At 38.1% G+C, this 24,349-nt stretch carries 18 protein-coding genes and 3 pseudogenes; 19 read left to right on the top strand and 2 right to left on the bottom strand.

Annotated elements, in window-relative coordinates:
* Positions 1-36: 36 nt before the first annotated feature.
* The 6 genes from rbfA to SRT_RS08165 all read left to right on the top strand — a co-directional run bounded on the left by rbfA (position 37) and on the right by SRT_RS08165 (position 5,446).
* Entirely contained in the window at positions 37-387 is a 351-nt protein-coding gene (rbfA, locus tag SRT_RS08190) for a 30S ribosome-binding factor RbfA (protein WP_128833728.1), read from the top strand.
* Positions 388-867: 480 nt separating this feature from the next.
* Positions 868-1,098 (top strand): bacteriocin class II family protein, encoded by a 231-nt coding sequence (locus SRT_RS08185; RefSeq protein WP_128833727.1) that lies wholly within the window; start codon positions 868-870, stop codon positions 1,096-1,098.
* Positions 1,099-1,486: 388 nt separating this feature from the next.
* Positions 1,487-1,930, top strand: coding sequence for a CopY/TcrY family copper transport repressor (locus SRT_RS08180; RefSeq protein ID WP_128833726.1), 444 nt, complete (start codon positions 1,487-1,489; stop codon positions 1,928-1,930).
* Positions 1,927-4,155, top strand: coding sequence for a heavy metal translocating P-type ATPase (locus tag SRT_RS08175; protein ID WP_128833725.1), 2,229 nt, complete (start codon positions 1,927-1,929; stop codon positions 4,153-4,155). The genes SRT_RS08180 and SRT_RS08175 overlap by 4 nt, the downstream gene beginning before the upstream one ends.
* A gap of 13 nt (positions 4,156-4,168) precedes the next feature.
* Positions 4,169-4,372, top strand: coding sequence for a copper chaperone CopZ (gene copZ, locus SRT_RS08170; RefSeq protein WP_128833724.1), 204 nt, complete (start codon positions 4,169-4,171; stop codon positions 4,370-4,372).
* A gap of 252 nt (positions 4,373-4,624) precedes the next feature.
* Positions 4,625-5,446 carry a Cof-type HAD-IIB family hydrolase gene (locus SRT_RS08165; RefSeq protein WP_285891475.1) on the top strand — a complete coding sequence of 274 codons (822 nt, stop codon included), beginning with the start codon at positions 4,625-4,627 and terminating at the stop codon, positions 5,444-5,446.
* A 199-nt stretch (positions 5,447-5,645) separates the two neighbouring features.
* On the opposite strand, the gene SRT_RS08160 is transcribed toward SRT_RS08165, so the two are convergent.
* Positions 5,646-6,137 (bottom strand): YgjV family protein, encoded by a 492-nt coding sequence (locus SRT_RS08160; protein WP_128833723.1) that lies wholly within the window; start codon positions 6,135-6,137, stop codon positions 5,646-5,648.
* A 266-nt stretch (positions 6,138-6,403) separates the two neighbouring features.
* On the opposite strand from SRT_RS08160, the gene SRT_RS08155 reads away from it, so the two are divergent.
* The 5 genes from SRT_RS08155 to nagA all read left to right on the top strand — a co-directional run bounded on the left by SRT_RS08155 (position 6,404) and on the right by nagA (position 11,046).
* Positions 6,404-7,270, top strand: coding sequence for an ABC transporter ATP-binding protein (locus SRT_RS08155; RefSeq protein WP_161940074.1), 867 nt, complete (start codon positions 6,404-6,406; stop codon positions 7,268-7,270).
* Entirely contained in the window at positions 7,271-8,128 is an 858-nt protein-coding gene (locus tag SRT_RS08150) for an ABC transporter permease (RefSeq protein ID WP_128833721.1), read from the top strand. It abuts the gene before it with no gap.
* 13 nt (positions 8,129-8,141) lie between these two features.
* Positions 8,142-8,600, top strand: coding sequence for a LytTR family DNA-binding domain-containing protein (locus SRT_RS08145; protein ID WP_128833720.1), 459 nt, complete (start codon positions 8,142-8,144; stop codon positions 8,598-8,600).
* Between the two features lie 13 nt (positions 8,601-8,613).
* Positions 8,614-9,012, top strand: coding sequence for a DUF3021 domain-containing protein (locus tag SRT_RS08140; protein ID WP_128833719.1), 399 nt, complete (start codon positions 8,614-8,616; stop codon positions 9,010-9,012).
* An 882-nt stretch (positions 9,013-9,894) separates the two neighbouring features.
* Positions 9,895-11,046 (top strand): N-acetylglucosamine-6-phosphate deacetylase, encoded by a 1,152-nt coding sequence (nagA, locus tag SRT_RS08130; RefSeq protein WP_285891474.1) that lies wholly within the window; start codon positions 9,895-9,897, stop codon positions 11,044-11,046.
* A gap of 130 nt (positions 11,047-11,176) precedes the next feature.
* Here nagA and SRT_RS08125 read toward each other — a convergent pair.
* A pseudogene (locus SRT_RS08125) lies at positions 11,177-15,477 on the bottom strand (acyl-CoA dehydratase activase-related protein).
* 285 nt (positions 15,478-15,762) lie between these two features.
* Here SRT_RS08125 and SRT_RS08120 point away from each other — a divergent pair.
* The 8 genes and pseudogenes from SRT_RS08120 to rsmH all read left to right on the top strand — a co-directional run bounded on the left by SRT_RS08120 (position 15,763) and on the right by rsmH (position 24,347).
* A complete protein-coding gene (locus tag SRT_RS08120; RefSeq protein ID WP_128833717.1) occupies positions 15,763-16,374 on the top strand; it encodes a TetR/AcrR family transcriptional regulator in 612 nt (203 codons plus the stop codon).
* 461 nt (positions 16,375-16,835) lie between these two features.
* Positions 16,836-17,753 (top strand): glycine--tRNA ligase subunit alpha, encoded by a 918-nt coding sequence (gene glyQ, locus SRT_RS08110; protein WP_128833716.1) that lies wholly within the window; start codon positions 16,836-16,838, stop codon positions 17,751-17,753.
* 2 nt (positions 17,754-17,755) lie between these two features.
* On the top strand, positions 17,756-19,795 hold the full coding sequence (gene glyS / locus SRT_RS08105) for a glycine--tRNA ligase subunit beta (RefSeq protein ID WP_128833715.1): 2,040 nt from the start codon (positions 17,756-17,758) through the stop codon (positions 19,793-19,795).
* Between the two features lie 104 nt (positions 19,796-19,899).
* Positions 19,900-20,153, top strand: a pseudogene (locus tag SRT_RS08100) (DUF896 family protein).
* 102 nt (positions 20,154-20,255) lie between these two features.
* Positions 20,256-20,636, top strand: coding sequence for a PepSY domain-containing protein (locus tag SRT_RS08095; protein ID WP_128833714.1), 381 nt, complete (start codon positions 20,256-20,258; stop codon positions 20,634-20,636).
* A 397-nt stretch (positions 20,637-21,033) separates the two neighbouring features.
* Positions 21,034-21,834, top strand: coding sequence for a glutamate 5-kinase (gene proB / locus SRT_RS08090; RefSeq protein ID WP_161940046.1), 801 nt, complete (start codon positions 21,034-21,036; stop codon positions 21,832-21,834).
* 3 nt (positions 21,835-21,837) lie between these two features.
* Positions 21,838-23,087 (top strand): annotated as a pseudogene (locus tag SRT_RS08085) (glutamate-5-semialdehyde dehydrogenase).
* Between the two features lie 309 nt (positions 23,088-23,396).
* On the top strand, positions 23,397-24,347 hold the full coding sequence (gene rsmH, locus SRT_RS08075; protein ID WP_128833712.1) for a 16S rRNA (cytosine(1402)-N(4))-methyltransferase RsmH: 951 nt from the start codon (positions 23,397-23,399) through the stop codon (positions 24,345-24,347).
* The last annotated feature ends 2 nt before the right edge of the window (positions 24,348-24,349 follow it).

Here is a 24,349-nt window from a genome sequence, read left to right as displayed (position 1 = left end):
AAATTGTAAAACTAAAAGAAAAGAAAGGAAAAGATAATGCCTAATCATCGTATTGATCGTGTTGGTATGGAAATTAAGCGCGAAGTTAATGAGATCTTGCAAAAGAAGGTACGTGACCCACGTGTTCAAGGTGTCACTATTACTGATGTTCAAATGTTGGGTGATTTATCTCTGGCAAAGGTTTACTATACTATCATGAGTGACCTTGCTTCTGATAATCAGAAAGTTCAAATAGGTCTTGAAAAGGCTAAGGGGACTATCAAACGTGAACTTGGAAAAAATTTGACCATGTATAAAATTCCCGATTTAACTTTTATCAAAGATGAATCTATTGAGTATGGTAATAAGATTGACCAAATGCTGCGGGATTTAGAAAAAAGAAATTAAGTAAACAAAAAAGTTTCTTCTGTTTGCTTGTTAGTCGCTGCAAAAGTACGAAAATAGGTATCAAGCCTTCGTTAGGATTATAAGTCCAATGAAGGCTTTTTTCCATCAACCAAACAACTATTATTTTCGAAGTAGGCCTGTTCTGTATTCTTTAAAAACCAGAATAATAGGTTATTGTGCTGACGATATCAGCTTATCTGCGTCCATCTCCATTTTAGAAGGACTCCCAAGCCTTTTGACTTTTTTGATCTTGTCGTGATCTAGTATGTTTGTAGGCAGTTGCGATGTGAGGAGGTGAAATCTATTTTTGATTTTTATTGACTATTATTACAGGCATTATAACGTCATTTTTAACCGTTTAGGACAAAATAGCTACCGTTTAGGATATTTCACCCCATTTTGAAAAATAAATTGTTATACTAAAGATGCCGGTTGCGCAGCCAGACAAAAAACTAAAAATGGAAAAGGGGTATTTATCCTATGAATACACAAGCATTTGAACAATTTAACGTAATGGATAATGAAGCACTTTCAACTGTTGAAGGTGGCGGTATGATTAGATGTGCACTTGACACAGCTGGTTCTGCAGGTTTAGGTTTTGTAGGAGGTATGGGAGCTGGTACAGTTACTCTCCCAGTCGTTGGTACAGTATCTGGAACGGCTTTAGGAAACTGGTCTGGAGCAGCTGTAGGTGCTGCTACTTTTTGTTGAACATGAAAAATAGAAGATCCTTATTGATCGGAAGCCTGCCTTTATTATTCTTATTATTTATGGCAGTAAAAAATCTTTTTAAGGGGCTCTCGCCAATCATTTATAGCATTAATTTACTAGGTCTGTTAGGTTTGTTGGTTTTATGGTTTAAAATTAACAAGAATAATAAGAGCTAATGAGGACGGCACATTTTGAAAGAGTATTATGAAAGACTGCTCATTGTTTGAGTGAAGAGGCAGAAACTAAGGTTTCTCGCCTCTTTTTTTGCTCTTTTAAAAAGCTGATAAGTAGAGTTATATTTTGTCAAAAAATTAAAAATCAGTTTTCATTGACAAATGTAGACAAAGGGCTTACAATATATCTACAAATGTCAACGAAAGGAGCTCAAATGACAACTATTTCAAATGCGGAATGGGAAGTAATGCGTGTTGTCTGGGCTAAGCAGATAACCAGCAGCAGTGAAATTATTACTATCTTAAGTCGGACTTATCGCTGGTCCGCTTCAACGATTAAAACCTTAATTACGCGTTTATCAGAAAAAGGCTACTTGACCAGTCAGCGTCAAGGAAGAAAATACATTTATTCTAGTTTGATTTCAGAAAGAAAGGCACTAGAGCAGCAAGTGTCGGAAGTTTTCTCTCGCATTTGTGTCACGAAGCATCAAGCTTTGATTAGACATTTAATTGAAGAAACACCAATGACTTTGTCTGATATTGAAAAATTGGAAGCTCTGCTATTGTCCAAAAAAGCAAATGCTGTGCCTGAAGTTAAGTGTAATTGTATTGTCGGGCAATGTTCTTGCCATGAACATTTGGAGGTGATATCAAAATGAGTGAAGAAGTATTTTTGATAGATGGCATGACCTGTGCTTCTTGTGCCATCAATGTTGAAAATGCTGTCAAAAAATTAGACGGGATTGAAAATGCAGTAGTCAATTTGACAACTGAAAAAATGACGATAGATTACGATTCCGCTAAGGTTAGTGAAGCAGATGTTACTAAGGCAGTTGCTGATGCAGGCTATGGCGCTAAAGTTTATGACCCAACGACGGCTGAAAGTCAGGGGGATCGTGAAGAACATAAGTTAGCGGGTATTAAAAAACGTCTTTTGTGGACTTCTATTTTTACCATTCCCCTCTTTTATATTGCTATGGGAAGTATGGTTAGTCTGCCTTTACCTAACTTTTTAGCACCAAGTAGTGCTCCACTCACTTATGCGACGGTTTTGTTTCTTTTGACAATTCCGGTTATCGTGTTAAGTTGGAGCTTCTATGATAATGGCTTTAGATCGCTTTTTAAGGGTCATCCTAATATGGACTCATTAGTGGCTTTAGCAACAACAGCCGCCTTTCTTTACAGTCTTTATGGCACTTACCATGTTTACTTGGGACATGCACATCATGCTCACCATCTCTATTATGAGTCGGTAGCTGTTATTTTGACTCTCATTACTTTAGGGAAATACTTTGAAACCCTATCGAAAGGTCGAACCTCAGATGCGATTAAAAAATTAATGCATTTGTCAGCCAAAGAGGCTACTCTGATACGTGATGGCGAGGAAATTAAGGTTCCTATTGAGCAAGTGCAAATTGGAGATCAAATTTTAGTCAAGCCCGGTGAAAAAATTCCTGTGGATGGTCGAGTCCTGTCAGGGCATTCTGCTATTGATGAATCAATGTTAACAGGGGAATCTATTCCTATTGAAAAAAAGACGGATAGCCCTGTTTATGCTGGGTCAATTAATGGTCAGGGAAGTCTGACTTTTGAGGCTGAAAAAGTTGGCAATGAAACCTTGCTTTCACAAATTATTAAATTAGTTGAGGACGCTCAGCAAACCAAGGCACCCATTGCCAAGATTGCTGATAAGGTATCTGCTGTCTTTGTACCTGTTATTATAACGATTGCCATTTTGACTGGTTTCTTCTGGTATTTTGTCATGGGACAAGATTTTACCTTTTCAATGACAATCAGTGTCGCTGTTCTTGTCATTGCCTGCCCTTGTGCTTTGGGTCTTGCAACGCCAACGGCTATTATGGTTGGTACAGGCCGTGCTGCTGAAAATGGTATCCTTTATAAACGTGGTGATGTCTTGGAATTGGCACATCAGATTAATACGGTTGTTTTCGATAAAACAGGCACCATTACTCAAGGTAAACCAGAAGTTGTTCATCAATTTTCTTATCATGATCGAACTGATTTAGTACAAGTGACAGCTTCCTTAGAAGCATTATCTGAACATCCCCTTAGTCAGGCCATTGTTGATTATGCTAAAAAAGAAGGGACTCATTTACTTGCAGTGGAAGACTTTACTTCTCTAACAGGATTAGGGCTGAAGGGCCGCCTTGCTGATGAAACCGTGCTTGTTGGGAATGAAAAATTGATGCGTCAAGAAAATATCTCTCTAGAACAGGCTAAAACAGATTTTAAGGCAGCAACAGCTAAAGGACAAACCCCCATTTTTGTTGCCAGTGATGGTCAACTGTTAGGACTGATTACGATTGCGGATAAGGTCAAGAATGATAGTGCCGCAACAGTTAAAGCCTTGCAGGATATGGGGATTGAAGTGGTCATGCTGACGGGTGATAATGAAGAAACGGCGCAGGCTATTGCCAAAGAAGTGGGGATTGTTTCTGTTATCAGTCAAGTTTTGCCGCAGGAAAAAACGCAGGCCATTCTTGATTTGCAGGCGGAAAGCAAGAAAGTTGCCATGGTTGGAGACGGTATTAATGACGCTCCGGCACTTGCGACAGCAGATATTGGCATTTCCATGGGCTCTGGAACAGATATTGCCATGGAGTCCGCGGATATTGTCTTGATGAAACCTGCAATGCTTGATATTATTAAGGCGCTGAAAATTAGTCGTGCTACTATTATTAATATTAAAGAAAATCTTTTCTGGGCATTTATTTATAATGTTCTGTCAGTTCCTATTGCTATGGGAGTACTTTATCTCTTTGGCGGACCTTTGCTGGATCCAATGATTGCTGGTTTAGCCATGAGCTTTAGCTCTGTTTCTGTTGTTCTAAATGCTCTGCGTCTTAAAGTTGTAAAATTATAAAGGAGAAATTATCATGGAAAAAATATATCATATCGATGGTTTAAAATGCCAAGGCTGCGCTGACAATGTCACCAAACGCTTTTCAGAATTAAAGAAAGTCGATGATGTCAAAGTTGACCTTGATAAAAAAGAAGTCACGATTACAGGAAATCCAAGCAAGTGGTCTCTTAAACGAGCACTGAAGGGAACCAATTATGAATTGGGAGCAGAAATTTAAGTAGGCTCCATACACCTTAAAAACTGTAAAGTCACAGTTATTTCATTGCATCTTATCAGATGCTAGATGCTCATAAAGAGGGAAAAGACTGGGAAATCAGCTTTTTTCTGCTGTAAAATGAATTTATAGCATTGTCATCGTTACCTGTTTCAATTATTGTAGAATATACAGAATTACAATAACTTGCTGTGCCAGTTTCCTTGATTTGTGATACACTAGATAGTGGAATGTTTTAGAAAAGGTTATATGATTATGGTTAAACTGATTGCTATTGATATGGATGGCACGCTTTTGAATAGTCAAAAAGAAATCCCGCAAGAAAATATTGCTGTGATTCAAGAAGCAGCTCGTTTTGGCTATAAAATTGTGCTTTGCACAGGCCGTATGCAGACTGGTGTCGAGCCTTACTTTGAACAATTAGGTTTGGCTGCTGAACAAGAATATGCGATTTTAAATAATGGCTGCTCTCTTCACACCATTAATGGAGATTGGCAGTTGCTGACTTATCATGATTTAAACTTTAATGGCGTCTCTTATTTGTATGATTTGCTTGAGGGTTATCCTGAAATCGATTTAACATTGACTGCTGATAGGGATTATCTGGTTTTGGCTGATCAAGTATCAGAATTAGTAGCTTATGATGCGAGTCTGGTCTTTACGCGAGCTCAGGCTGTGGGCTTAAATGATATAAAGTATGCTGCTAAACCAATCTTTCAGGCTATGTATTTAGGTGAGAGCGATCGCTTAGATGCTTTTCAGCAAAAGTTTGAGGGCAAATTAGCAGGAAAATTTGCTACTGTCAGAAGTCAACCTTACATTTTTGAAGTGATGCCCCAAGGCATTACAAAAGCTACTGGTTTGAAAGAATTAGCCCAAAAATTGAATATTGCAAGAACAGATATCATGGCAATAGGAGATGCACTTAATGATCTTGAAATGCTTAAAGCAGCAGGCTTTAGTGTGGCTATGGGAAATGCCAGCCCAGAAGTTAAGGCTGCAGCAGACCTTGTGACTGGTTCTAATGATGATGCTGGTGTCGCTCAAGCTATTGCCAAGTATGTCTTAAATAAGTGACAAATGATGAAAAATGAAAGTTTATCTCAGCTTCTTACTTATTGGGGAGAAATAAATTCTCAATCTATCTGACACACAGGGAAACGCATCTATTTAAAAATGAAAGCTAATGGTCTTATCCCTAAAGGTAAGAAAGCTTAAAATCTGCAAAAGTTTCCGGATTGATTGTATCAAAAATGAAAAGTAGGACAAGGTCAACTCACAAGGAATGTCCTGCTTTTTTTTGATGCCTATAGAGAGCCAGCAGTGTTGAGAGAATGATAAAAATATCCATGCAAACAGCAGGGTAGGCTTTGATAGTTAGGTCATAAATGAACCAGAGAGACATGTTTTCAATAATCAACCAGCGCAAAAATTGCAATTTGGATGTTAAAAAGGTCGTCAAAGTGTAAGAGACAGAAGAAATAATGGGCAAGTAACCGACTAAGCCCAAGTTGTTCACATAAGTACCTAAAGCAATCTGAATGAGAACTAAACAGATGGTAATAACTTTTGTATTCTTTTTCTTAAGAATCAGTGCATTTCTGACGATGGAAACACTAATGGTTAGGGCGCCTGTATAGCCACCCAGTAAAAGATTAGCAATAATCGTAAAAATATAGTCGCTGATTTGCCAAAGTAGCATGTGCTGTTTATCTTTGGTAAAAGAAGAATAAGCGAGGCAAAAAGCACCGAGGGCTGAAAAAAGCATTGCAATTGGAAGAATTCATTAAATTTACCATTTCTGATTGTAAAAAATGAAAAAGCGAAGGAAGTCGCTAGCAATCTTATTATAATAGAAAGCAGAGGGAAAGCCAAGCTTAGCAAGATTTGCCAAAAAGAATCAAAGTAGAGAGTATTTCGTTTTCCTGATAGAACGTCTTATCTAGTCATTTTGACCTCTTATCTAAAAAGTCGAGATTTCTATTTGGGCTTTTGATAGACTAGGGTCAGATAACTTAAGAAAGGAAATTTATGATGATACTAAAAACACAAGGTCTGACTAAAACTTATGGTCAACATATTGCTGTCAACCATATTAACTTAGAAATTGCAAAAGGAAGTTTTACGGCTATCCTTGGTCCTAACGGTGCTGGTAAATCCTCTACCATTCAAATGCTGATTGGGTTATTACAGCCTGATTCAGGGAGTGTTCATTATGCTCAAGAAATTAAAATCGGTGTTGTTTTCCAAAACAGTGTCTTAGATGAAATGTTAACGGTTAAGGAAAATTTACAAATTCGTGCCCGTCAGTATAAAGAAGTTGCTCCCGAGAAAGTTGAAGAGCTGATTGAACAATTGGGTCTGACCAATTTTAGTCATCAACAGTATGGCAGTTTGTCAGGAGGACAAAAACGGCGTGTTGATATCGCGCGTGCTCTGCTAAATAATCCAGACATTCTCTTTTTGGATGAGCCGACAACAGGTCTTGATATTCAAACGAGAGAAGCTATTTGGGACTTGCTGAATTTGCTTCAAGAAAAACAAAAAATGACGGTTGTTCTGACAACACATTATCTGGATGAAGCAGACAGTGCTGATCAGGTTTATATTGTTGATCACGGTCACATTATTGCTGAGGGAACAGCTGATCACATCAAGAAAAAATATGCTAAAAATATTCTCAAGCTACAAGCAGGAAATGTTGATCCTTTGCTTGATTATCTAAGAGATGATTCCTTGATTGAAAAGGTCAATGAAGGAGAAATCATTTTAAAACCTGAAACAGCTCAATCGGCTTTAGATATTATTAATGATTGTCGTGATTTGATTGATAATTTTGAATTTCGCTCTGGCACAATGGATGATGCTTTTATAGCCTTAACTGGACGGGAGGTACGTTAAATGTTAGCTTTGGTTAAACGCAATTGTTTGCTCTATTTCCGTAATCGCAGTGGTGTTATTTTCTCACTACTGGGTGCTCTGATTTCTTTTATTCTTTATTTAGTATTTCTAAAGGATAATATTGAATCTTCTTGGTCTCAAATTGACAATACCAATCAACTCTTAGATACATGGCTTATTGGTGGAACCTTGGCTATTACGGGGATTACAACAACCTTATCCAGTCTTTCACAGTGGACAAAAGACAAAGAAAGTCATGTCCGTCAAGACTTATTAATTACAGACTTGGGTTATTGGCCTCTTTCTTTAAGTTATATTATCAGCGCTGCTCTTGTTGGTTTTATCATGCAGGCTATTATGTTGACGATTATGGGAACTTATTTCTATTTTTCGGACAAGGTGTCTCTGTCTTGGACCATTTTGCCTCAGCTTATCTTCATTATGATTTTAAATACACTGATTTCAACCATCATTAATGCTCTGATCGTGAATCGTATTCAATCCGTTGATAATCTTGGAAAATTGGCAACTATTTTTGGCGCTGCTTCTGGTTTCCTTGTAGGTACCTACGTTCCGATCGGTGCTTTGCCAGATACCGCTCAGACCATTATGAAATGGACACCGGGTGCCTATATTGCCTCTTTATTTAGACAAACCTTAATGTCAGATGCTCTGAAAGATAATTTTAGTCAGACAAGTGCTAGAGAGCATTTTGAAAAAATGATGGGCATCCGCTTGAATTGGCAAGGTTTATTGACAAATACAACTACTTACTATATAGTGATAGGTATCTTAGTGGCTGGTGTTCTCATCTTTTGTTTGCAGAATGCTTTGCGAAAATACCGAGCCCCTGTTTAGAGAGGAAGATTAGGTGGTAAAAAGTCAATTTGAAGAGGATTCACAAATCTCAACTGATACTCCCCTTGTTTTGGTCAAGGCAGCAGAAAAAACGCCTGCCATTCAACATTTGTTGGATTATATTGACAATTATCAAATGGTATCCAGTAATGCCATTCCCATCAAAAGTATGGATAAGATTGTGATGCTGAAGTTAGATGACATTGTTTTAGCTGATGTAAATCAGACGACACTTAAAATTTATACTTTAACTGGGGTGTTTACCACGACTGAAACCTTGGTTCATTTTTCAAATCGTTTAAGCAAGACGAATTTCATTCAAATTTCCAAACATGCCCTGATTAATCTTGATCATCTGGAATCTCTGTCAGACAGTTTTTCGGGTAACATGATGGCAAAGTTGAGCAACAATATCAAATCAAGCGTCAGTCGCAAATATGTTAAGGATTTAATGACTCAGCTGGGTATTTAGAAAGGAAAGAAAGATGAAAACAATTGTTAGTAGCATACTTTCAGGAATCCGTACAGGCGGCTTAGTCTACTTGCTTGTTCTGCTCTTTAATGTTCAAAAGTCACCCGTTTCTAAAAGCAATATTGTCAGTATTCTTATCATGAGTGCTTGTATTGGTGTTATTAGTCTGATTTTTGAAAGTGAACGCTTCTCTTTTTTAAAGCTTCTAATCATTCATTTTTGGGTGACTCTTGGTCTGGTGTCTGCCATGATGATTTATAATGGCTGGAGTGATATTTTGATTTCACCTAGATTTTGGATTGATTTCATCCTTATTTATATCATTATTTGGGGATTTGTCCGATTGGATATTTATTTAAAGACACAAAAAATTAATCAGGCCTTATCTGAGCGCCATAAAAATCAAGAGTAATTTCTCTTGCTTCAGACTGAAGACAAATCTATTTTTCAGCGTAAAAAATTTTTAAGCTCTGCAAATTTCAATTTCAATTTTAATTTTCCTTATTTGCGAGCGAAGCGAGCTCTAAACGAAATTTTCCGCCGTGATAAAAGTGCCTGAAACTTTAACGTTTCAGGCACTCGGAAGATTTGAGACCATGGTATCAAATTCTAACTGAACACGGGCTGCGGATTGTGGCAAAAAGATGAGTCCTCCTAGAATTTTAATGATTCCGCGTCGTACGCCCTATTTTGCCTTTATCCGCTTAACGCCCTTTGTATCTTGATTTAACTGAACACGGGCTGCGGACGGCTGCAAAAAGATAAACATATCCTAGACGCAAGCGTCGTCGGTTAGTTTCCTATTTTGCTCTTGTCCGCTTAACGCCCTTTGTATCTTAGTTTAGGTTGGGACATAAGGAAACGAAAGTTTCCTCATCACTACCGTCCGTATCACTAAGGAAAGTCTCAAAAGAAAACTTTTTCTACATTCTCAATCAAGAGTAACTTCTCTTGATTTTTTTATTGTTGATTATGAGAAGCTAGACAGCATCAAAAGAAACTAAGGATTTTAAAATGGAATTTTTAGCCTTATTTAATCATGAGAAGGATCATATTGATTAGCAGGTGTAATGGACAGCACATCTTATCGTTTTAAATTATTGCTGGAAAGCTATATTATACAGGTATTAATATGCCTATGATAATCGACTTCTTCAATAGTTTTTTGAAGAGAGCAGAAATTAATTTGCTTGGTATGAAGCTTTGCTGATGGCCTAAAAAAGAAATTTGGTATATACCATTTACAACTGTTATTAATAAGAGTATAATGAAAGTAACAATATGGAGGTGTAAAGTGACGATATACATTAAAGCAGATAAGTTTTATTATCCTTATGAAACAAAATTGGGTGGTTATTTGGAACTAGTTGATGATTCTTTTGGAAAATGGCTGAGCACTGTTCCAGAAGGTGCTCAAGTGCTTGATTATTCAGGATATGAAATTGCGCCTGGACTTGTTGACACACATATTCATGGTTTTGCAGGAGCCGATGTGATGGACAATAGAGAAGAATCCTTAGCGACAATGAGTCGAGAATTGCTCTCAGCTGGTGTGACCAGCTTTTTCCCAACAGGATTAACAGCTTCCTTTGAAACGCTTAATGAAGTTTGTCAAACGACAGCCAATTTTGCAGGTAAGGAAACGGGTGCTCGCATTCAAGGCCTTTTCTTTGAAGGTCCTTATTTCACTAAAAAGTACAAAGGGGCGCAAAATCCTTCTTATATGCGAAATCCCTCAACGAGTGAATTGGATCAGTGGTTAGCAAGTTCCAAGGGACTCTTAAAGAAGATTGCCCTTGCACCTGAGCGTGAAGGAACAGCTGAATTTATCTCTTATGCATGCAAGCGAGGGGTTGTTGTGGCTTTAGGCCATTCTGATGCGACCTATGAGGAAGCTGTTGAGGCAGTTGAAGCTGGTGCCTCTGTTTGGGTGCATGCCTATAATGGTATGAGAGGGCTCAATCATCGTGAACCGGGCATGGTCGGAGCCGTTTATGACATTCCTAATACTTATGCCGAATTGATTTGTGATGGTTACCATGTGCATCCTCGTGCTTGTGACATTCTTCTACATCAAAAGCGACCTGATCATGTGGTTTTGATTACAGATTGTATGGCAGCTGGCGGTCAGCCTGATGGGGACTACATGTTGGGAGAATATCCTGTTACTGTTGAAAATGGCACTGCCCGATTGAAATCAAATGATGCCTTAGCGGGGTCTATTTTGCAATTGAAAGATGGTGTCAAAAATGTTGTTGATTGGGGTCTTGTCTCTAAAGATAAGGCTATCATGATGGCAAGTCTTATTCCAGCTATATCTGTTGGTATAGATGATGTTTGCGGCCAAATAAAAGAAGAGTATCTGGCAGATTTTATCGTGTTGGATAAAGAGATGAACTTACGAGCAACTTATTTAGCAGGTACAAAAGTTTATGAAGGTCAATAGAGGTAAGTAAAAAAGACAACTAGAAAAGAAAAGGCTTGAAAGTCGTTTTGTGAACGATATTCTAGCCTTTTTTAATGGTTGATAAAAACCTTAGGACAAAAACAGCTTGTCATTTAAACTTATTTGTAAACTAAGCATTGATTTTGGCCTTTTGTATTTTCTTAGCAGTTGTCATCATAAGACGAATACGGTTAAGTTGATTGACTTCTGAAGAACCTGGATCGTAGTCAATAGGAGCGATATTAGCCCCTTTATACTGCCTGCGAAGTTCTTTTACCATTCCTTTACCAACGATATGGTTGGGCAAACAGCCAAATGGTTGCAGACAGACGATGTTTTTAACATCATTATTAAGCAGTTCAATCATTTCACCAGTCAGGAACCAACCCTCACCTGTATGATTACCAATAGAGATAATCTTGGAAGCACCATCAGCAATGTTATAAATAGACTCAATGCCTTCAAAACGCTTCGATTTTTCAAGTGCTTTATTCATTGGCTTTTCAAGGAGGTTAATGGCATCAATACCTAGTTTAGCCAAGCGTTTCGTTTTTTGGCTCATATTGAGTTCATCAGCTTTCCAGATTTGATTAAACAGTGAATAATTCATAAAACCAATCAAATCTGGAACGACAGCTTCGCCCCCCTCTCTTTCAATGATACCAACGATGTCATTGTTGGCTGTTGGAGCATACTTAACCAAGATTTCACCAACAACTCCAACACGTGGTTTTTGTCCAAAGTCAAGCGTTTCTAGTTTATCAAAGTCACGAATAATACGTTTCATATTGCGATTAAATTCAAAGTAAGACCCTGATTTGACATTTTTACGAGCACTTTCTAGCCATTTGTCATAAAGAGCATTAGCTGAGCCTTTAATAGCCTCGTAAGGACGCACGCGGTAAAGTAGGCGTTCGAAAAGATCGCCGTAAAGCACACTGATGAGCAGACGTTTGACAAAAGAATAGTTAAGCTTCCAGCCCGGAGTCTCTTCAGTTCCTTGATTTCCCATAGAAATAGAGACGACAGGAATTTGTGGAAAACCAGCGTCCTTAAGAGCTTTGCGTAAAAGCGGAATATAATTGGTTGCTCGACAACCGCCGCCAGTTTGCGTCATCATAACACTGGTATTGTTGAGATCATATTGACCGCTTTGTAGGGCTTCAACTAATTGACCAATAGTGATAATAGCAGGATAGCAGGCATCATTGTGGACAAATTTTAATCCCACGTCAACCGCCTTGCGATCCATGGCTGGCAATATGACAACATTGTAACCTGATTGCTTAAAGGCTTCTTCAATGAGACCATTTTGATGAATAGGCGATAGCATTGGCATGAGCAGGGTATGGGTCTTTTTCATGTCCTTGGTGAAGATAGGTCTTTGTTTGCCTTCTTCATTTTCTAGCTCCTGTGGAAATTGTGGTGCTTGATTGAAAATGTGATCAAGCTTAGCCTTTTTGACTTTTTGGTCACGTTCTTTTACAGCTGCCTTAAGCGAGCGCAGACGGATACGAATAGCACCCATATTGCTGCCTTCGTCAATCTTAAGAACGGTGTAGAGTTTGTTATGACCGCGCATGATTTCTGCAACTTGATCTGTTGTGACAGCATCAAGACCACAGCCAAAACTATTAAGCTGAACCAGTTCCAAATTAGGATTTTTAGAAACGACCTTGGCAGCGGCGTAAAGTCGAGAATGGTAGACCCATTGATTGACAACACGCAAACCATCAACTTCTTCAAGACCCGATACCATATCCTCAGTCAGCACATGGAAACCTTCCTGAGTAATGATATTAGCGATACCATGATTGATTTCTGGATCAAGATGATAAGGTCGACCTGACAATACAATAGCTTTTTCATTGTTCATTGCCAAGTGTGTTAAGAGTTCATCTGCTTTGGTTTGTAAGTCAGTTTTGAAATCTGTTAAAGCTTGATAGCCATGTTCAACGGCTTTGTGAATCTGCTCGTTCGTTATATCATTATAATCTGCAAAGGTTTTGGCAAGTGCTTGGACAACACTTTCGTGATCAGCTAAATTAACAAAGGGATGGAAATATTTGACTTCTTTATTACGGATTGGATCCATGTTTTTTTCAATCAGTTCTGGATAACCTTGGACAATAGGGCAGTTATAATGATTAGGTGCTTGCTTATTTTCCACTTGTTCGTAAATGATACTTGGATAGAAAATGGCATCTACCTTTTATCAATAAGAGCCTGAATATGACCGTGTACCATTTTAGCAGGGTAACAAACAGTATCACTTGGAATGGTTTCGATCCCTTTTTGATAGAGTTTTTTATCAGATTTTGGTGAAATTTGAACACGAAATCCTAGGTCAGTCAAAATAGTGTGCCAAAGAGGATAATTTTCATATAGATTGAGAACGCGAGGAATTCCCATCACACCGTGTTTGGCATCGCGTTTAGATAAGGCCTTGAATTTGAAAAGCTTCTTGTATTTATAATCAACTAGATTTTCTTTTTGCTTGCTTCGGTCAAATTTAATTTTGGTGACTTTTTCGGCACCGCGTTCACAGCGATTACCCGTCACAAATTTAGAGCCATCGTTAAAGATAGTAACGGTCAAAGCACAATTATTTTCACAAAGACCGCATCGTGTGAATTCTTTTTCTGATTTGAAATCTGTTAATTCTTCCAATTGCATGAGTTTGGATGGCTGAGCATGATCTTCATACTTTTCTTGGGCAATAAGGGCACAGCCGTAAGCTCCCATAAGTCCAGCAATATTGGGACGAACGACTTCACGACCTGAGACCAATTCAAAGGCTCGAAGAACAGCTTCATTGTAAAAAGTACCGCCTTGAACGACAATTTTTTGACCCAAATCTTCTGGCCGTTTAACCTTGATAACCTTGTAAAGGGCGTTTTTGATAACAGAATAAGAAAGTCCTGCTGAGATGTCAGCGACAGTGGCTCCTTCTTTTTGTACCTGTTTGACCTTGGAATTCATGAAAACCGTGCATTTTGACCCCAGATCCACAGGATGTTTTGCTAGGAGAGCCACTTTAGCGAAATCTTTAACATCATATTTGAGAGATTTAGCAAAGGTTTCAATAAAAGATCCGCAGCCAGACGAGCAGGCCTCATTGAGCTGGATGCTAGAGAGCGCCCCATCTTGAACAGACATGGCTTTCATATCCTGACCACCAATATCTAAGATAAAATCAACACCCGGATTAAAATAATTGGCAGCCTTAAAGTGAGCAACAGTTTCAACTTCGCCATTATCAACTCGTAAAGCAGCCTTGATAAGGTGTTCTCCGTAACCAGTGACACAAGAATTGGCTATGAAAGCAGTACTTGGCAATTCTTGGTAAACTTGCTTGAGGATAGCAATGATATTTTCTAAAGGCTGTCCTAAATTATTGCCATAGTGTTTAAATAAGATATTGCCATTAGGATCTGTCAAAATCACTTTTGAAGTGGTGGAACCAGCATCAATTCCTAAAAAGACTGGACCGGAAGCGGTAGAGATGTCCTTATACTGAGCACTAGCTTCATTGTGGCGTTGGCGCCAAGTATCTAACTCATCTTGGTCCTTAAAGAGAACATCTAAAGTGCTTTTAGGTACAAGAGAATCAGAACTATTGTTATTTAGGTTATCAATAATTTGTGATAATTTTAACTGGCTTTGATTTTCATCAAGGGCTGCTCCCATAGCAACAAATAGTTGAGGATTTTCTGGGAAAATAACATTCTCAGACTTGATATCAAGCGTTTCAATGAAGCGTTGGCGCAATTCACTCATGAAAAAGAGCGGTCCGCCTAAAAAAGCAATATTACCTGTAATCTTACGACCAGAAGCTAGTCCAGCAATGGTTTGATTGACGACCGCCTGAAGGATGGAAGCTGCAATGTCTTCCTTACGGGCTCCTTCATTAATCAGCGGTTGGACATCTGTTTTGGCAAAAACACCGCAGCGGCTGGCAATCGGATAGATGGTTTCATACTCTTTAGCCAATTCATTAACACCGTTAGCATCTGTTTTTAGCAACTCTGCCATTTGGTCAATGAAAGCTCCTGTACCGCCAGCACAAGTTCCGTTCATGCGTTGTTCGAGGGCATCCCCAAAGAAGGTCATTTTGGCATCTTCACCGCCCAATTCAATAACTACATCTGTTTGCGGAATGAATTTTTCCACAGTGGTAGTTGCTGCGATAACTTCTTGGACAAAAGGAATTTCAGCCGCATCTGACAGTCCCATTCCTCCAGAACCAGTGATGGCAATGGAGACCTCCTGATTGCCGATTTCAGATATGGCTTCTTGAATTACCTTGATAGTTGCCGCTTTTACGTCTGAAAAATGGCGTTCATAACGTGAAAAGATTAAATGATAATCTTGGTCAAAGACAACGACCTTAACTGTTGTTGAACCGACATCAATACCAGCTTTATACATATAAAAATACCTAGTTTGACTGTAAATCTTAGAATTTTAAACTGATTTGTAAAGAAAGGAGCTTCTTACATAATTCTAATTTCAGCCTGCAGTTTTCCCTTCTAGTCACATTTTTATCAACGGAATGACAGTGGCAATACAACAGATTGTTGCCTATCAAACAGTCCGTTTGTTATAATGATATTATAAATCTTCAAATATCAAATTCAATCGTTAATTTTTGTGATTGTGTTGTTTAGGCAACGGTAATTGACGTTTTGTTGTTTATCTAAGGAGGATAATGTCATGAAATTTACTGATATTCGTTATTTGCGGACGGAAAAATTAATTTTTGATGCCTTTGTTAAATTACTGAGTAACAAACCTTATGAAAAAATTACTATTCAAGATATTGCTGATGAGGCTATGATTAATCGGGCAACCTTTTATTCTCATTATGCCGATAAGGATACCTTACAGCAAGGCATTCAAAAACAAATGATTGAGCAGCTGTCCGATATGATTGATGCAGCACAAGTTACCACTGAAGATACGGTCAAGGTCAAAAAAGCAGAGAGTCTGTTAAGTCATTATTATCACAGTTTAGAAAAAAATCCCTCTATTGCTAAAATTGTTTTAAAAAATATTTCTCAAGAAATTCTTCAAAACGATTTCAGTCAATTATTGCATCAAAAATATGATCATCTCTTAACAAAACTGAATGTCACAGAATCTGGAGAACCCGTACCAACAGATTTTATTGTTGCTTATTTGACCAGCATTTTTGTTGGGACTTTGATGTGGTGGATCCAGTCTGATTTCGATATGCCTGCAAAAGAATTGGCTCGTTTGGTCATTAAACTCATTAGCAATGGTCACCTGACTGTTATGGGAGTTAATATCAATCGTGAGGATTGATTGGTAAAAAACTTATTAGACATCTTCTTATTTTTCTGTTATAATACTAGCCAGAAAGAAAGTATTATGGCATTTCTTAAGCGAGTCCGAGATAGTGGAAGTCGGGTGAGATAAAGTAATGAACTGGCGCTTTCTCTTGGCTAATAGCCAAGCTAACAATCAGATAAATGAAGTAATAAATTAGGGTGGAACCGCGTTTCAAACGCCCCTATGTCAGTTGGCATGGGAGTGATTGAGCGTGGCTCTTTTGATTTCTCAGCGTCAGCTATTTTACAAAAAAGAGAGACGAAATGTCTAAAAACAAACCTTTCACCTAACCAAAGTTGCTAATAACCCTAAAGGTTTAAGCACCTAATGATAATTGCTATGTACCTAGTCTATGCACTTGTTTTCTTTTCAAAAGAATATCGCTTTTAAAAGGAAATGTCGCAAGATATAATTATTAAGAAAGAGAGTAAATTATGTCAAAAAAACTAACCTTTCAGGAGATTATTCTCACGTTACAGCAATACTGGAATGATCAGGGTTGTATGTTGATGCAGGCTTATGATAATGAAAAAGGTGCAGGTACCATGAGTCCCTACACTTTCTTGCGTGCTATTGGACCTGAGCCTTGGAATGCGGCTTATGTTGAGCCTTCCCGTCGTCCTGCCGATGGTCGTTACGGTGAAAATCCTAATCGTCTGTATCAGCACCATCAATTCCAAGTGGTTATGAAGCCATCACCAAGCAACATTCAAGAACTTTATTTGCAATCACTTGAATTACTTGGTATTAATGCCTTGGAACATGATATTCGTTTTGTTGAGGATAATTGGGAGAATCCTTCAACTGGTTCAGCCGGACTTGGTTGGGAAGTTTGGCTTGACGGTATGGAAATTACCCAGTTCACTTATTTCCAACAAGTAGGAGGATTAGCAACACAACCTGTAACCGCTGAGGTAACCTATGGTTTAGAACGTCTAGCTTCCTATATTCAAGAAGTTGATTCTGTCTATGATATTGAATGGGCACCTGGCGTTAAATATGGTGAAATTTTTAAACAGCCAGAATATGAGCATTCTAAATATTCTTTTGAAATTTCCAACCAAGAGATGCTGTTGGAGAATTTTGAAAAATTTGAAGCAGAGGCCAAACGCTGCTTGGAGGAAAATCTGGTGCATCCAGCCTATGATTATGTCCTTAAATGTTCACATACATTCAATCTGCTTGATGCCCGTGGAGCTGTTTCGGTGACAGAACGTGCTGGTTACATTGCACGGATTCGCAATTTAGCGCGTGTGGCTGCCAAGACCTTTGTAGCCGAACGTAGACGTCTTGGTTATCCACTATTAGATGAAATGACACGAGAAAAACTTTTGGCAGAGGAGGAAGCATAATCATGACAAAGAATTTATTAGTAGAACTTGGTCTTGAAGAAATGCCGGCTTACGTTGTAAAGCCGAGCATTAAACAGTTACGTCAAAAAATGGGACAGTTTTTGGATACTAATCGTCTTTCTTTTGAAAAAATAGAAATGTTTTCAACTCCTCGTCGTTTGGCCATTCGTGTTGTGAATTTGGCTGATCAGCAAAGTGATTACTCCGAAGACTTTAAGGGGCCGGCTAAGAAAATTGCTCTGGATGCTGATGGTCATTTTACTAAAGCGGCCCAAGGATTTGTTCGCGGTAAAGGATTGACAACAGATGCCATTGAATTTCGTGAGGTCAAGGGCGAAGAATATGTTTATGTCACTAAAAATGAAGCAGGCAAACCAGCTAAAGAAGTTTTAGATGGTCTTATTGATGTTTTGCAGTCTCTGACTTTCCCTGTTAATATGCATTGGGCTAATCATACTTTTGAATATATTCGTCCTGTTCATACACTTGTTGTTCTTTTGGATGATGAAGCCCTTGATCTTAATTTTCTTGATATTAAATCTGGGCGTATCAGCAGAGGCCATCGTTTTCTTGGTCAGGAAACACAAATTGCTAGTGCTGCCTCTTATGAAACTGATTTGCAAGCAGAATTTGTCATTGCTAATGCTAAAGAACGTGAAGACATGATTATTGAGCAAATTAGAGAAATTGAAAAAATCTATAATGTTTCTGTTGAAATTGATGAAACATTGCTCAGCGAAGTGCTGAATTTAGTTGAATATCCAACAGCCTTTATGGGGAGTTTTGATGAGAAATATTTGGAATTGCCAGAAGAAGTTTTGGTAACGTCAATGAAAACGCACCAACGTTATTTTGTGGTTCGTGATCAAACTGGTAAATTATTGCCTAATTTCATTTCAGTCCGTAACGGTAATGACCAATTCATTGAAAATGTCGTTAAAGGAAATGAAAAAGTTTTATTAGCACGCTTAGAAGATGGAGAATTTTTCTGGCGTGAAGACCAAAAATTGCAGATTGCGGATCTTGTTGAAAAATTAAAATTGGTTACTTTCCATGAAAAAATTGGTTCTTTATATGAGCATATGATGCGAACCAAGCAGATTGCGGCTTATCTAGCAGAACAGGCAGATTTGACAGAACAAGAAAAAGCAGAAATAGAGCGTGCAGCTAGTATCTATAAGTTTGACCTTTTGACTAGTATGGTAGGCGAATTTGATGAATTACAAGGTATCATGGGAGAAAAATATGCTACTTTAGCAGGTGAAAGTCAGGCGGTTGCAACCGCTATTCGTGAACACTATTTGCCAATCAGCAGTGACGGTCAGCTGCCTGACAGCAAGGTAGGCGCCATTTTAGCTGTTGCCGACAAACTTGATACCTTGTTGTCCTTCTTCTCAGTCGGTCTTATTCCAAGTGGTTCCAACGATCCCTATGCTCTTCGCCGTGCGACCCAAGGGATTGTTCGTATTTTAGATAAATTCGGTTGGGAAATCCCTTTGGATCGTTTAGTTGCCAAACTTTATCAATTTGACTTTGATAGCTTAACTTATCAAAATCAGGCAGATGTTCTGGCATTTATTCGTGGCCGTGTTGAAAAAATGATTGATAAGTCTGTACCAAAAGATATTAGAGAAGCAGTGCTTGACAGTTCAACACATATTGTTCGTCTGGAGGTTGAAGCAGCAGCAGCCTTGGCTGAGAAAGCTGACGAGGGTCATTTTAAAGCTTCTATTGAAAGTTTATCGCGAGTTTTTAATTTAGCAGAGAAGTCTAATCATAATGAAATGGTAGACACCAGTATTTTTGAAAATGAATATGAACAAGAGCTCTTCGATGCTGTTGAAGAATTGCATTTTACAGAAGATATGACTGACAATGTTGACCGCCTTTTTGCCTTGAGTCCGATTATTGATGCTTTCTTTGATAATACGATGGTTATGGTGGATGATGAGGCTGTGAAAAAGAATCGTTTAAACTTACTGGCTCATCTGGCACAGAAAGCTAATACTATCGCAGCTTTTAATGAAATTAGGACAAAGTAAGTTCAGATGTGATATGTCATAAGGCTTGATGTCTCATATCCTAATCTCTTAATTAAGGCGTTGACTTATTCTTATTAAATAAGAAATAAATGGAAGGAGTTTTTATGGAACAAACAAAAATTGACCGTATTAATGAATTAGCACGAAAAAGAAGACAGAAGGATTAACTGGTGCTGAAAAAATAGAACAGGCAAGGCTTCGAGAAGAGTACATTGAAGGCTATCGCCGCAGCATTCGCCATCACATTGAAGGACTCAAAATCGTTGATGAAGAGGGCAATGATATTACGCCTGCAAAGTTAAAGGAAATTCAGCGTCAAAAGGGTATTCATGGTAGGAAGCCGGGAGATAATAGTTAAAAATAGATACCTCATCATGCTTCTTTTTACAATAATTCTGCTTTTCCTATTGACTAGTAACCTTAAAGTAGGTTACAATCAAAGAAAAAGGTGGTGTGTGCTATGAAAAAAAGATTGTTAGCGCTTTTATTAGCGATGTCTATAATCCCGCTCTTGATGGCCTGTGATAAAGATAACATCAATGATGACAATCAACTAGCTCAGACGAAGACTGACCAAACAACAAAGAAAAGTGACAAGGAAACAAGCCATTCTGATATCACCGAAACTAAAATTTCTAAAGAGCAGGCTAAGCGCATTGCTCTTAAGGATGCAGGTTTTGCTGAAAAGGAAGTCACATTGCTAACCATTGAACAGGATATTGACGATGGGGTGACGGAATTTGAAGTTGAATTCACTAAAGATACAACAGAATATAATTATACAATCAATGCTGATACGGGGAAAATTATTTCTAAGGAGTCAGAAGATGTAAATGATTAGACAGTTATTTTTACGCTAATAAAAGGGTTGGAACAATGCTTCGACCCTTTTATTGTGCAGTAGTTTTAGGTTTACGCAGTAGCTGATTGGAAGTTTCATATCTTGGTTTTTAGGCTCAAAAACGTTTAACAGCCCGCTAGAGTGTTACAGTATCTCTTGCCAAATGATAGCGAGTGAGAAAAATCGGTAAATTGCGATTTTATCATCCTAACCCCTTTTTAAAATTAACTGTTTGCTTATTTATACAAGTGTTGTGTTAAGATTTATCCTCATTCATAAAAGTATTTTACTTGTTTTGAAAATATTTCATTTTTTAAAGTCAAAAGGAGTTCTATTAAAGGTATTTTCTACTATTGGGGCGTTTAAAGAGCAGTAAAAGTGTGTTATAATGAATCATATGAAACGAAACTTTGAACATGTCAAGCGAATTGTTATAAAAATCGGAACCAGTTCGCTTGTTTTACCAAGTGGAAAGATTGATTTGAATAAAATAGATCAGCTGGCTTTTGTTATTTCAAACTTGATGAATAGAGAACTTGATGTTATTTTAGTTTCATCTGGTGCAATGGGATTTGGACTGGATATCTTGAAAATGGATAAGCGTCCAGCTGAGGTTGCTCGCCAGCAGGCTGTTTCCAGCGTCGGTCAAGTAGCTATGATGAGCCTTTATTCTCAAATCTTTTCGCACTATCAAACCAATGTTTCTCAGATTCTTTTAACAAGAGATGTTGTTGAATTTCCTGAAAGTCTTGAAAATGTGACCAATACTTTTGAGACCCTTTTATCTATGAGAATTGTGCCTATTGTTAATGAAAATGATGCCATCAGTGTGGATGAGATGGATCATACAACTAAGTTTGGCGACAATGATCGCTTGTCAGCTCTAGTTGCAAATATCACAAATAGTGACCTTTTAATTATGTTATCTGATATTGATGGTCTTTTTGATAAAAATCCAACTATTTATGATAATGCAGTTTTAAGAGAAAATGTAACTGAAATTACCGAGGAAATTCTTAAATCAGCAGGTGGTGCAGGTAGTAAGTTTGGAACAGGCGGTATGTTGAGCAAAATCAAAAGTGCTCAGATGATTTTTGACTGTGACCGTCAAATGATTCTGATGAACGGTGCCAATCCCCGTGATATTTTACGGGCTCTTGATGGAAAAATGATAGGAACCTTATTTGCAAAGGAGTAGCTTATGGTAACTATTGATAATTTAGGACAAAATGCAAAAAAGGCTAGTTTTTACTTGCTCAATTAGGTACGGAAGCGAAAAATACTGCTTTGCTTAAAGTAGCGGAAGCTTTGTTGGCAGAATTGCCTTATATTTTAGAAGAAAATGCTAAAGATGTCGCTTTGGCTCAAGAACATGGTATTAGCGCTATCATGGTAGATCGTTTACGTTTGGATGAGAAACGTCTGCAAGACATTGCCTCAGGTGTTCGTGATGTGGCTGCTTTAGGAGATCCCATTGGACAGGTTGTTCGTGGTTATACGAATATGGATGGACTGAAAATCATTCAAAAACGTGTGCCTTTAGGTGTCATTGCTATGATTTTTGAAAGCCGTCCCAATGTATCTGTTGATGCTTTCAGCTTAGCCTTTAAGACAGGAAATGCTATTATTTTACGTGGAGGCCGTGATGCTATTTTCTCCAATACGGCTCTGGTCAATGTGATTCGTCGGACACTCACTGGCTTTGGACTTGATGAAAATGCAGTTCAATTAGTTGAAGATACCAGCCATGAAGTTGCCAAAGAGTTGATGGCTGCAGTGGACTATGTAGATGTTCTCATACCGCGTGGCGGTGCCCGTCTGATTCAGACCGTAAAAAAGGAAGCCAAAGTGCCCGTTATTGAAACAGGTGTTGGCAATGTCCATATCTATGTTGATGAGTTTGCTGACCTTGACATGGCTAGCGAGATTGTTGTTAATGCTAAAACGCAGCGACCTAGTGTCTGTAATGCAGCTGAGGGGTTACTTGTCCATGAAAAAGTTGCTCAGGATTTCTTACCAAAATTAGAAGCGGCTATTAATCAAATACATCCAGTTGAATTCCGAGCTGATGATAGGGCACAAAAGATTTTAAAAAATGCTAAACCTGCCAGTCAGGAGGATTACGCGACAGAATTTTTAGATTATATTATGTCTGTTAAGATTGTTAATAGTCTTGATGAAGCGATTGACTGGATCAATGCCTATACCAGCCATCATTCAGAATCCATTATAACGAGAGATATTCAGACAGCTGAACGCTTTCAAGATGAAGTGGATGCGGCAGCAGTGTATGTGAATGCCTCCACGCGTTTTACAGATGGTTTTGTTTTTGGTTTGGGAGCCGAAATCGGTATATCAACTCAGAAATTACATGCTCGTGGACCAATGGGGTTAGAAGCTCTAACCAGTACCAAATTTTACATTAATGGTAAAGGACAGATTAGAGAATAAACGATTATTAGAAATGAAGTTCATAAGAGGAATGCCAGACAAAATTTTGAATAGAGACTATAAATAAAACGTCACTTTTTTATTGTGGAATAAAGGAGTGCTTGAGATAAAGCGGGTATGAAAATGAGAGCAAGGACAGTTGGTATTCATTTATAAACTGATTTTAGTCCTGCTTTTTTATGTGTTACAAAAAGCTGTTTAATTTAAAGAAGGGTTGCTTTTAAAAACTGCTCTTGCTTTCATCTTAGAAATAATAAGATAGCTTTTTTTTAGTTTATTATAGAGTAAAAGTGTGGTAAAATAAAAGCTATGACTAATGATTTTCATCATATCACTGTACTCTTGCATGAAACGATTGATATGCTTGACATCAAGCCAAATGGTATCTATGTTGATGCAACGCTTGGTGGTGCAGGACATAGTGACTATTTGCTTTCAAAACTTGGTAAAGAAGGTCATCTTTATTGTTTTGATCAGGATCAAAAAGCCATTGATAATGCTAAAATACGTTTGCAACAATATGTTAAGACTGGTCAAGTCAGCTTTATCAAAGATAATTTTCGATATCTAAAAAACCGCTTGGCTGATGAGGGAATCTACGAAATTGATGGTATTTGTTACGACTTAGGCGTATCAAGTCCTCAATTAGATGAACGCGAACGCGGCTTTTCTTATAAGAAGGATGCACCGCTTGATATGCGGATGAATCAAGAAGCACAGTTGACAGCTTTTGATGTGGTCAATACTTATGATTATCATGATTTAGTACGCCTTTTCTTTAAGTATGGCGAGGATAAATTCTCCAAGCAAATTGCAAGAAAGATCGAAAGTGCCAGAAAAGAGAAACCGATTGAAACAACGGCAGAGTTAGCTGAGATTATTAAATCTGCTAAGCCTGCTAAAGAACTCAAGAAGAAGGGTCACCCAGCCAAGCAAATTTTTCAGGCTATTCGAATTGAAGTTAATGATGAATTAGGTGCAGCAGAGGAATCTTTAACGCAAGCCCTAGATTTGCTGGCTTTAAACGGACGAATAGCTGTCATTACTTTTCATTCCTTAGAAGACCGTCTCACGAAACAGCTGTTTAAAGAAGTGACCACTCTTGATGTTCCTAAAGGCCTCCCTTTTGTTCCAAAGGACTTACAACCGAAATTCTCTTTGGTAAATCGCAAACCCATCTTACCCCAAGCTAGAGAACTATCAGAAAATAATCGGGCACATTCGGCTAAATTACGGGTCATTCAAAAAATTCGAAATTAGAG

Source organism: Streptococcus troglodytae (assembly GCF_002355215.1).
GTDB classification, from domain to species: domain Bacteria; phylum Bacillota; class Bacilli; order Lactobacillales; family Streptococcaceae; genus Streptococcus; species Streptococcus troglodytae.
The sequence above is the reverse complement of the archived record's forward strand: the minus strand, read 5'-3'. Positions and strand labels throughout refer to the sequence as shown.

Excerpts from the sequence above, each read along its gene's own strand:
- SRT_RS08155 (WP_161940074.1), top strand. The coding sequence starts at position 6,404 with ATGATACTAAAAACACAAGGTCTGACTAAAACTTATGGTCAACATATT.
- rbfA (WP_128833728.1), top strand. The coding sequence starts at position 37 with ATGCCTAATCATCGTATTGATCGTGTTGGTATGGAAATTAAGCGCGAA.
- SRT_RS08140 (WP_128833719.1), top strand. The coding sequence starts at position 8,614 with ATGAAAACAATTGTTAGTAGCATACTTTCAGGAATCCGTACAGGCGGC.
- glyS (WP_128833715.1), top strand. The coding sequence starts at position 17,756 with ATGACAAAGAATTTATTAGTAGAACTTGGTCTTGAAGAAATGCCGGCT.
- proB (WP_161940046.1), top strand. The coding sequence starts at position 21,034 with ATGAAACGAAACTTTGAACATGTCAAGCGAATTGTTATAAAAATCGGA.
- SRT_RS08165 (WP_285891475.1), top strand. The coding sequence starts at position 4,625 with ATGGTTAAACTGATTGCTATTGATATGGATGGCACGCTTTTGAATAGT.
- rsmH (WP_128833712.1), top strand. The coding sequence starts at position 23,397 with ATGACTAATGATTTTCATCATATCACTGTACTCTTGCATGAAACGATT.
- SRT_RS08150 (WP_128833721.1), top strand. The coding sequence starts at position 7,271 with ATGTTAGCTTTGGTTAAACGCAATTGTTTGCTCTATTTCCGTAATCGC.
- copZ (WP_128833724.1), top strand. The coding sequence starts at position 4,169 with ATGGAAAAAATATATCATATCGATGGTTTAAAATGCCAAGGCTGCGCT.
- SRT_RS08095 (WP_128833714.1), top strand. The coding sequence starts at position 20,256 with ATGAAAAAAAGATTGTTAGCGCTTTTATTAGCGATGTCTATAATCCCG.
- SRT_RS08180 (WP_128833726.1), top strand. The coding sequence starts at position 1,487 with ATGACAACTATTTCAAATGCGGAATGGGAAGTAATGCGTGTTGTCTGG.
- SRT_RS08120 (WP_128833717.1), top strand. The coding sequence starts at position 15,763 with ATGAAATTTACTGATATTCGTTATTTGCGGACGGAAAAATTAATTTTT.
- SRT_RS08175 (WP_128833725.1), top strand. The coding sequence starts at position 1,927 with ATGAGTGAAGAAGTATTTTTGATAGATGGCATGACCTGTGCTTCTTGT.
- glyQ (WP_128833716.1), top strand. The coding sequence starts at position 16,836 with ATGTCAAAAAAACTAACCTTTCAGGAGATTATTCTCACGTTACAGCAA.
- SRT_RS08160 (WP_128833723.1), bottom strand. The coding sequence starts at position 6,137 with ATGCTTTTTTCAGCCCTCGGTGCTTTTTGCCTCGCTTATTCTTCTTTT.
- SRT_RS08185 (WP_128833727.1), top strand. The coding sequence starts at position 868 with ATGAATACACAAGCATTTGAACAATTTAACGTAATGGATAATGAAGCA.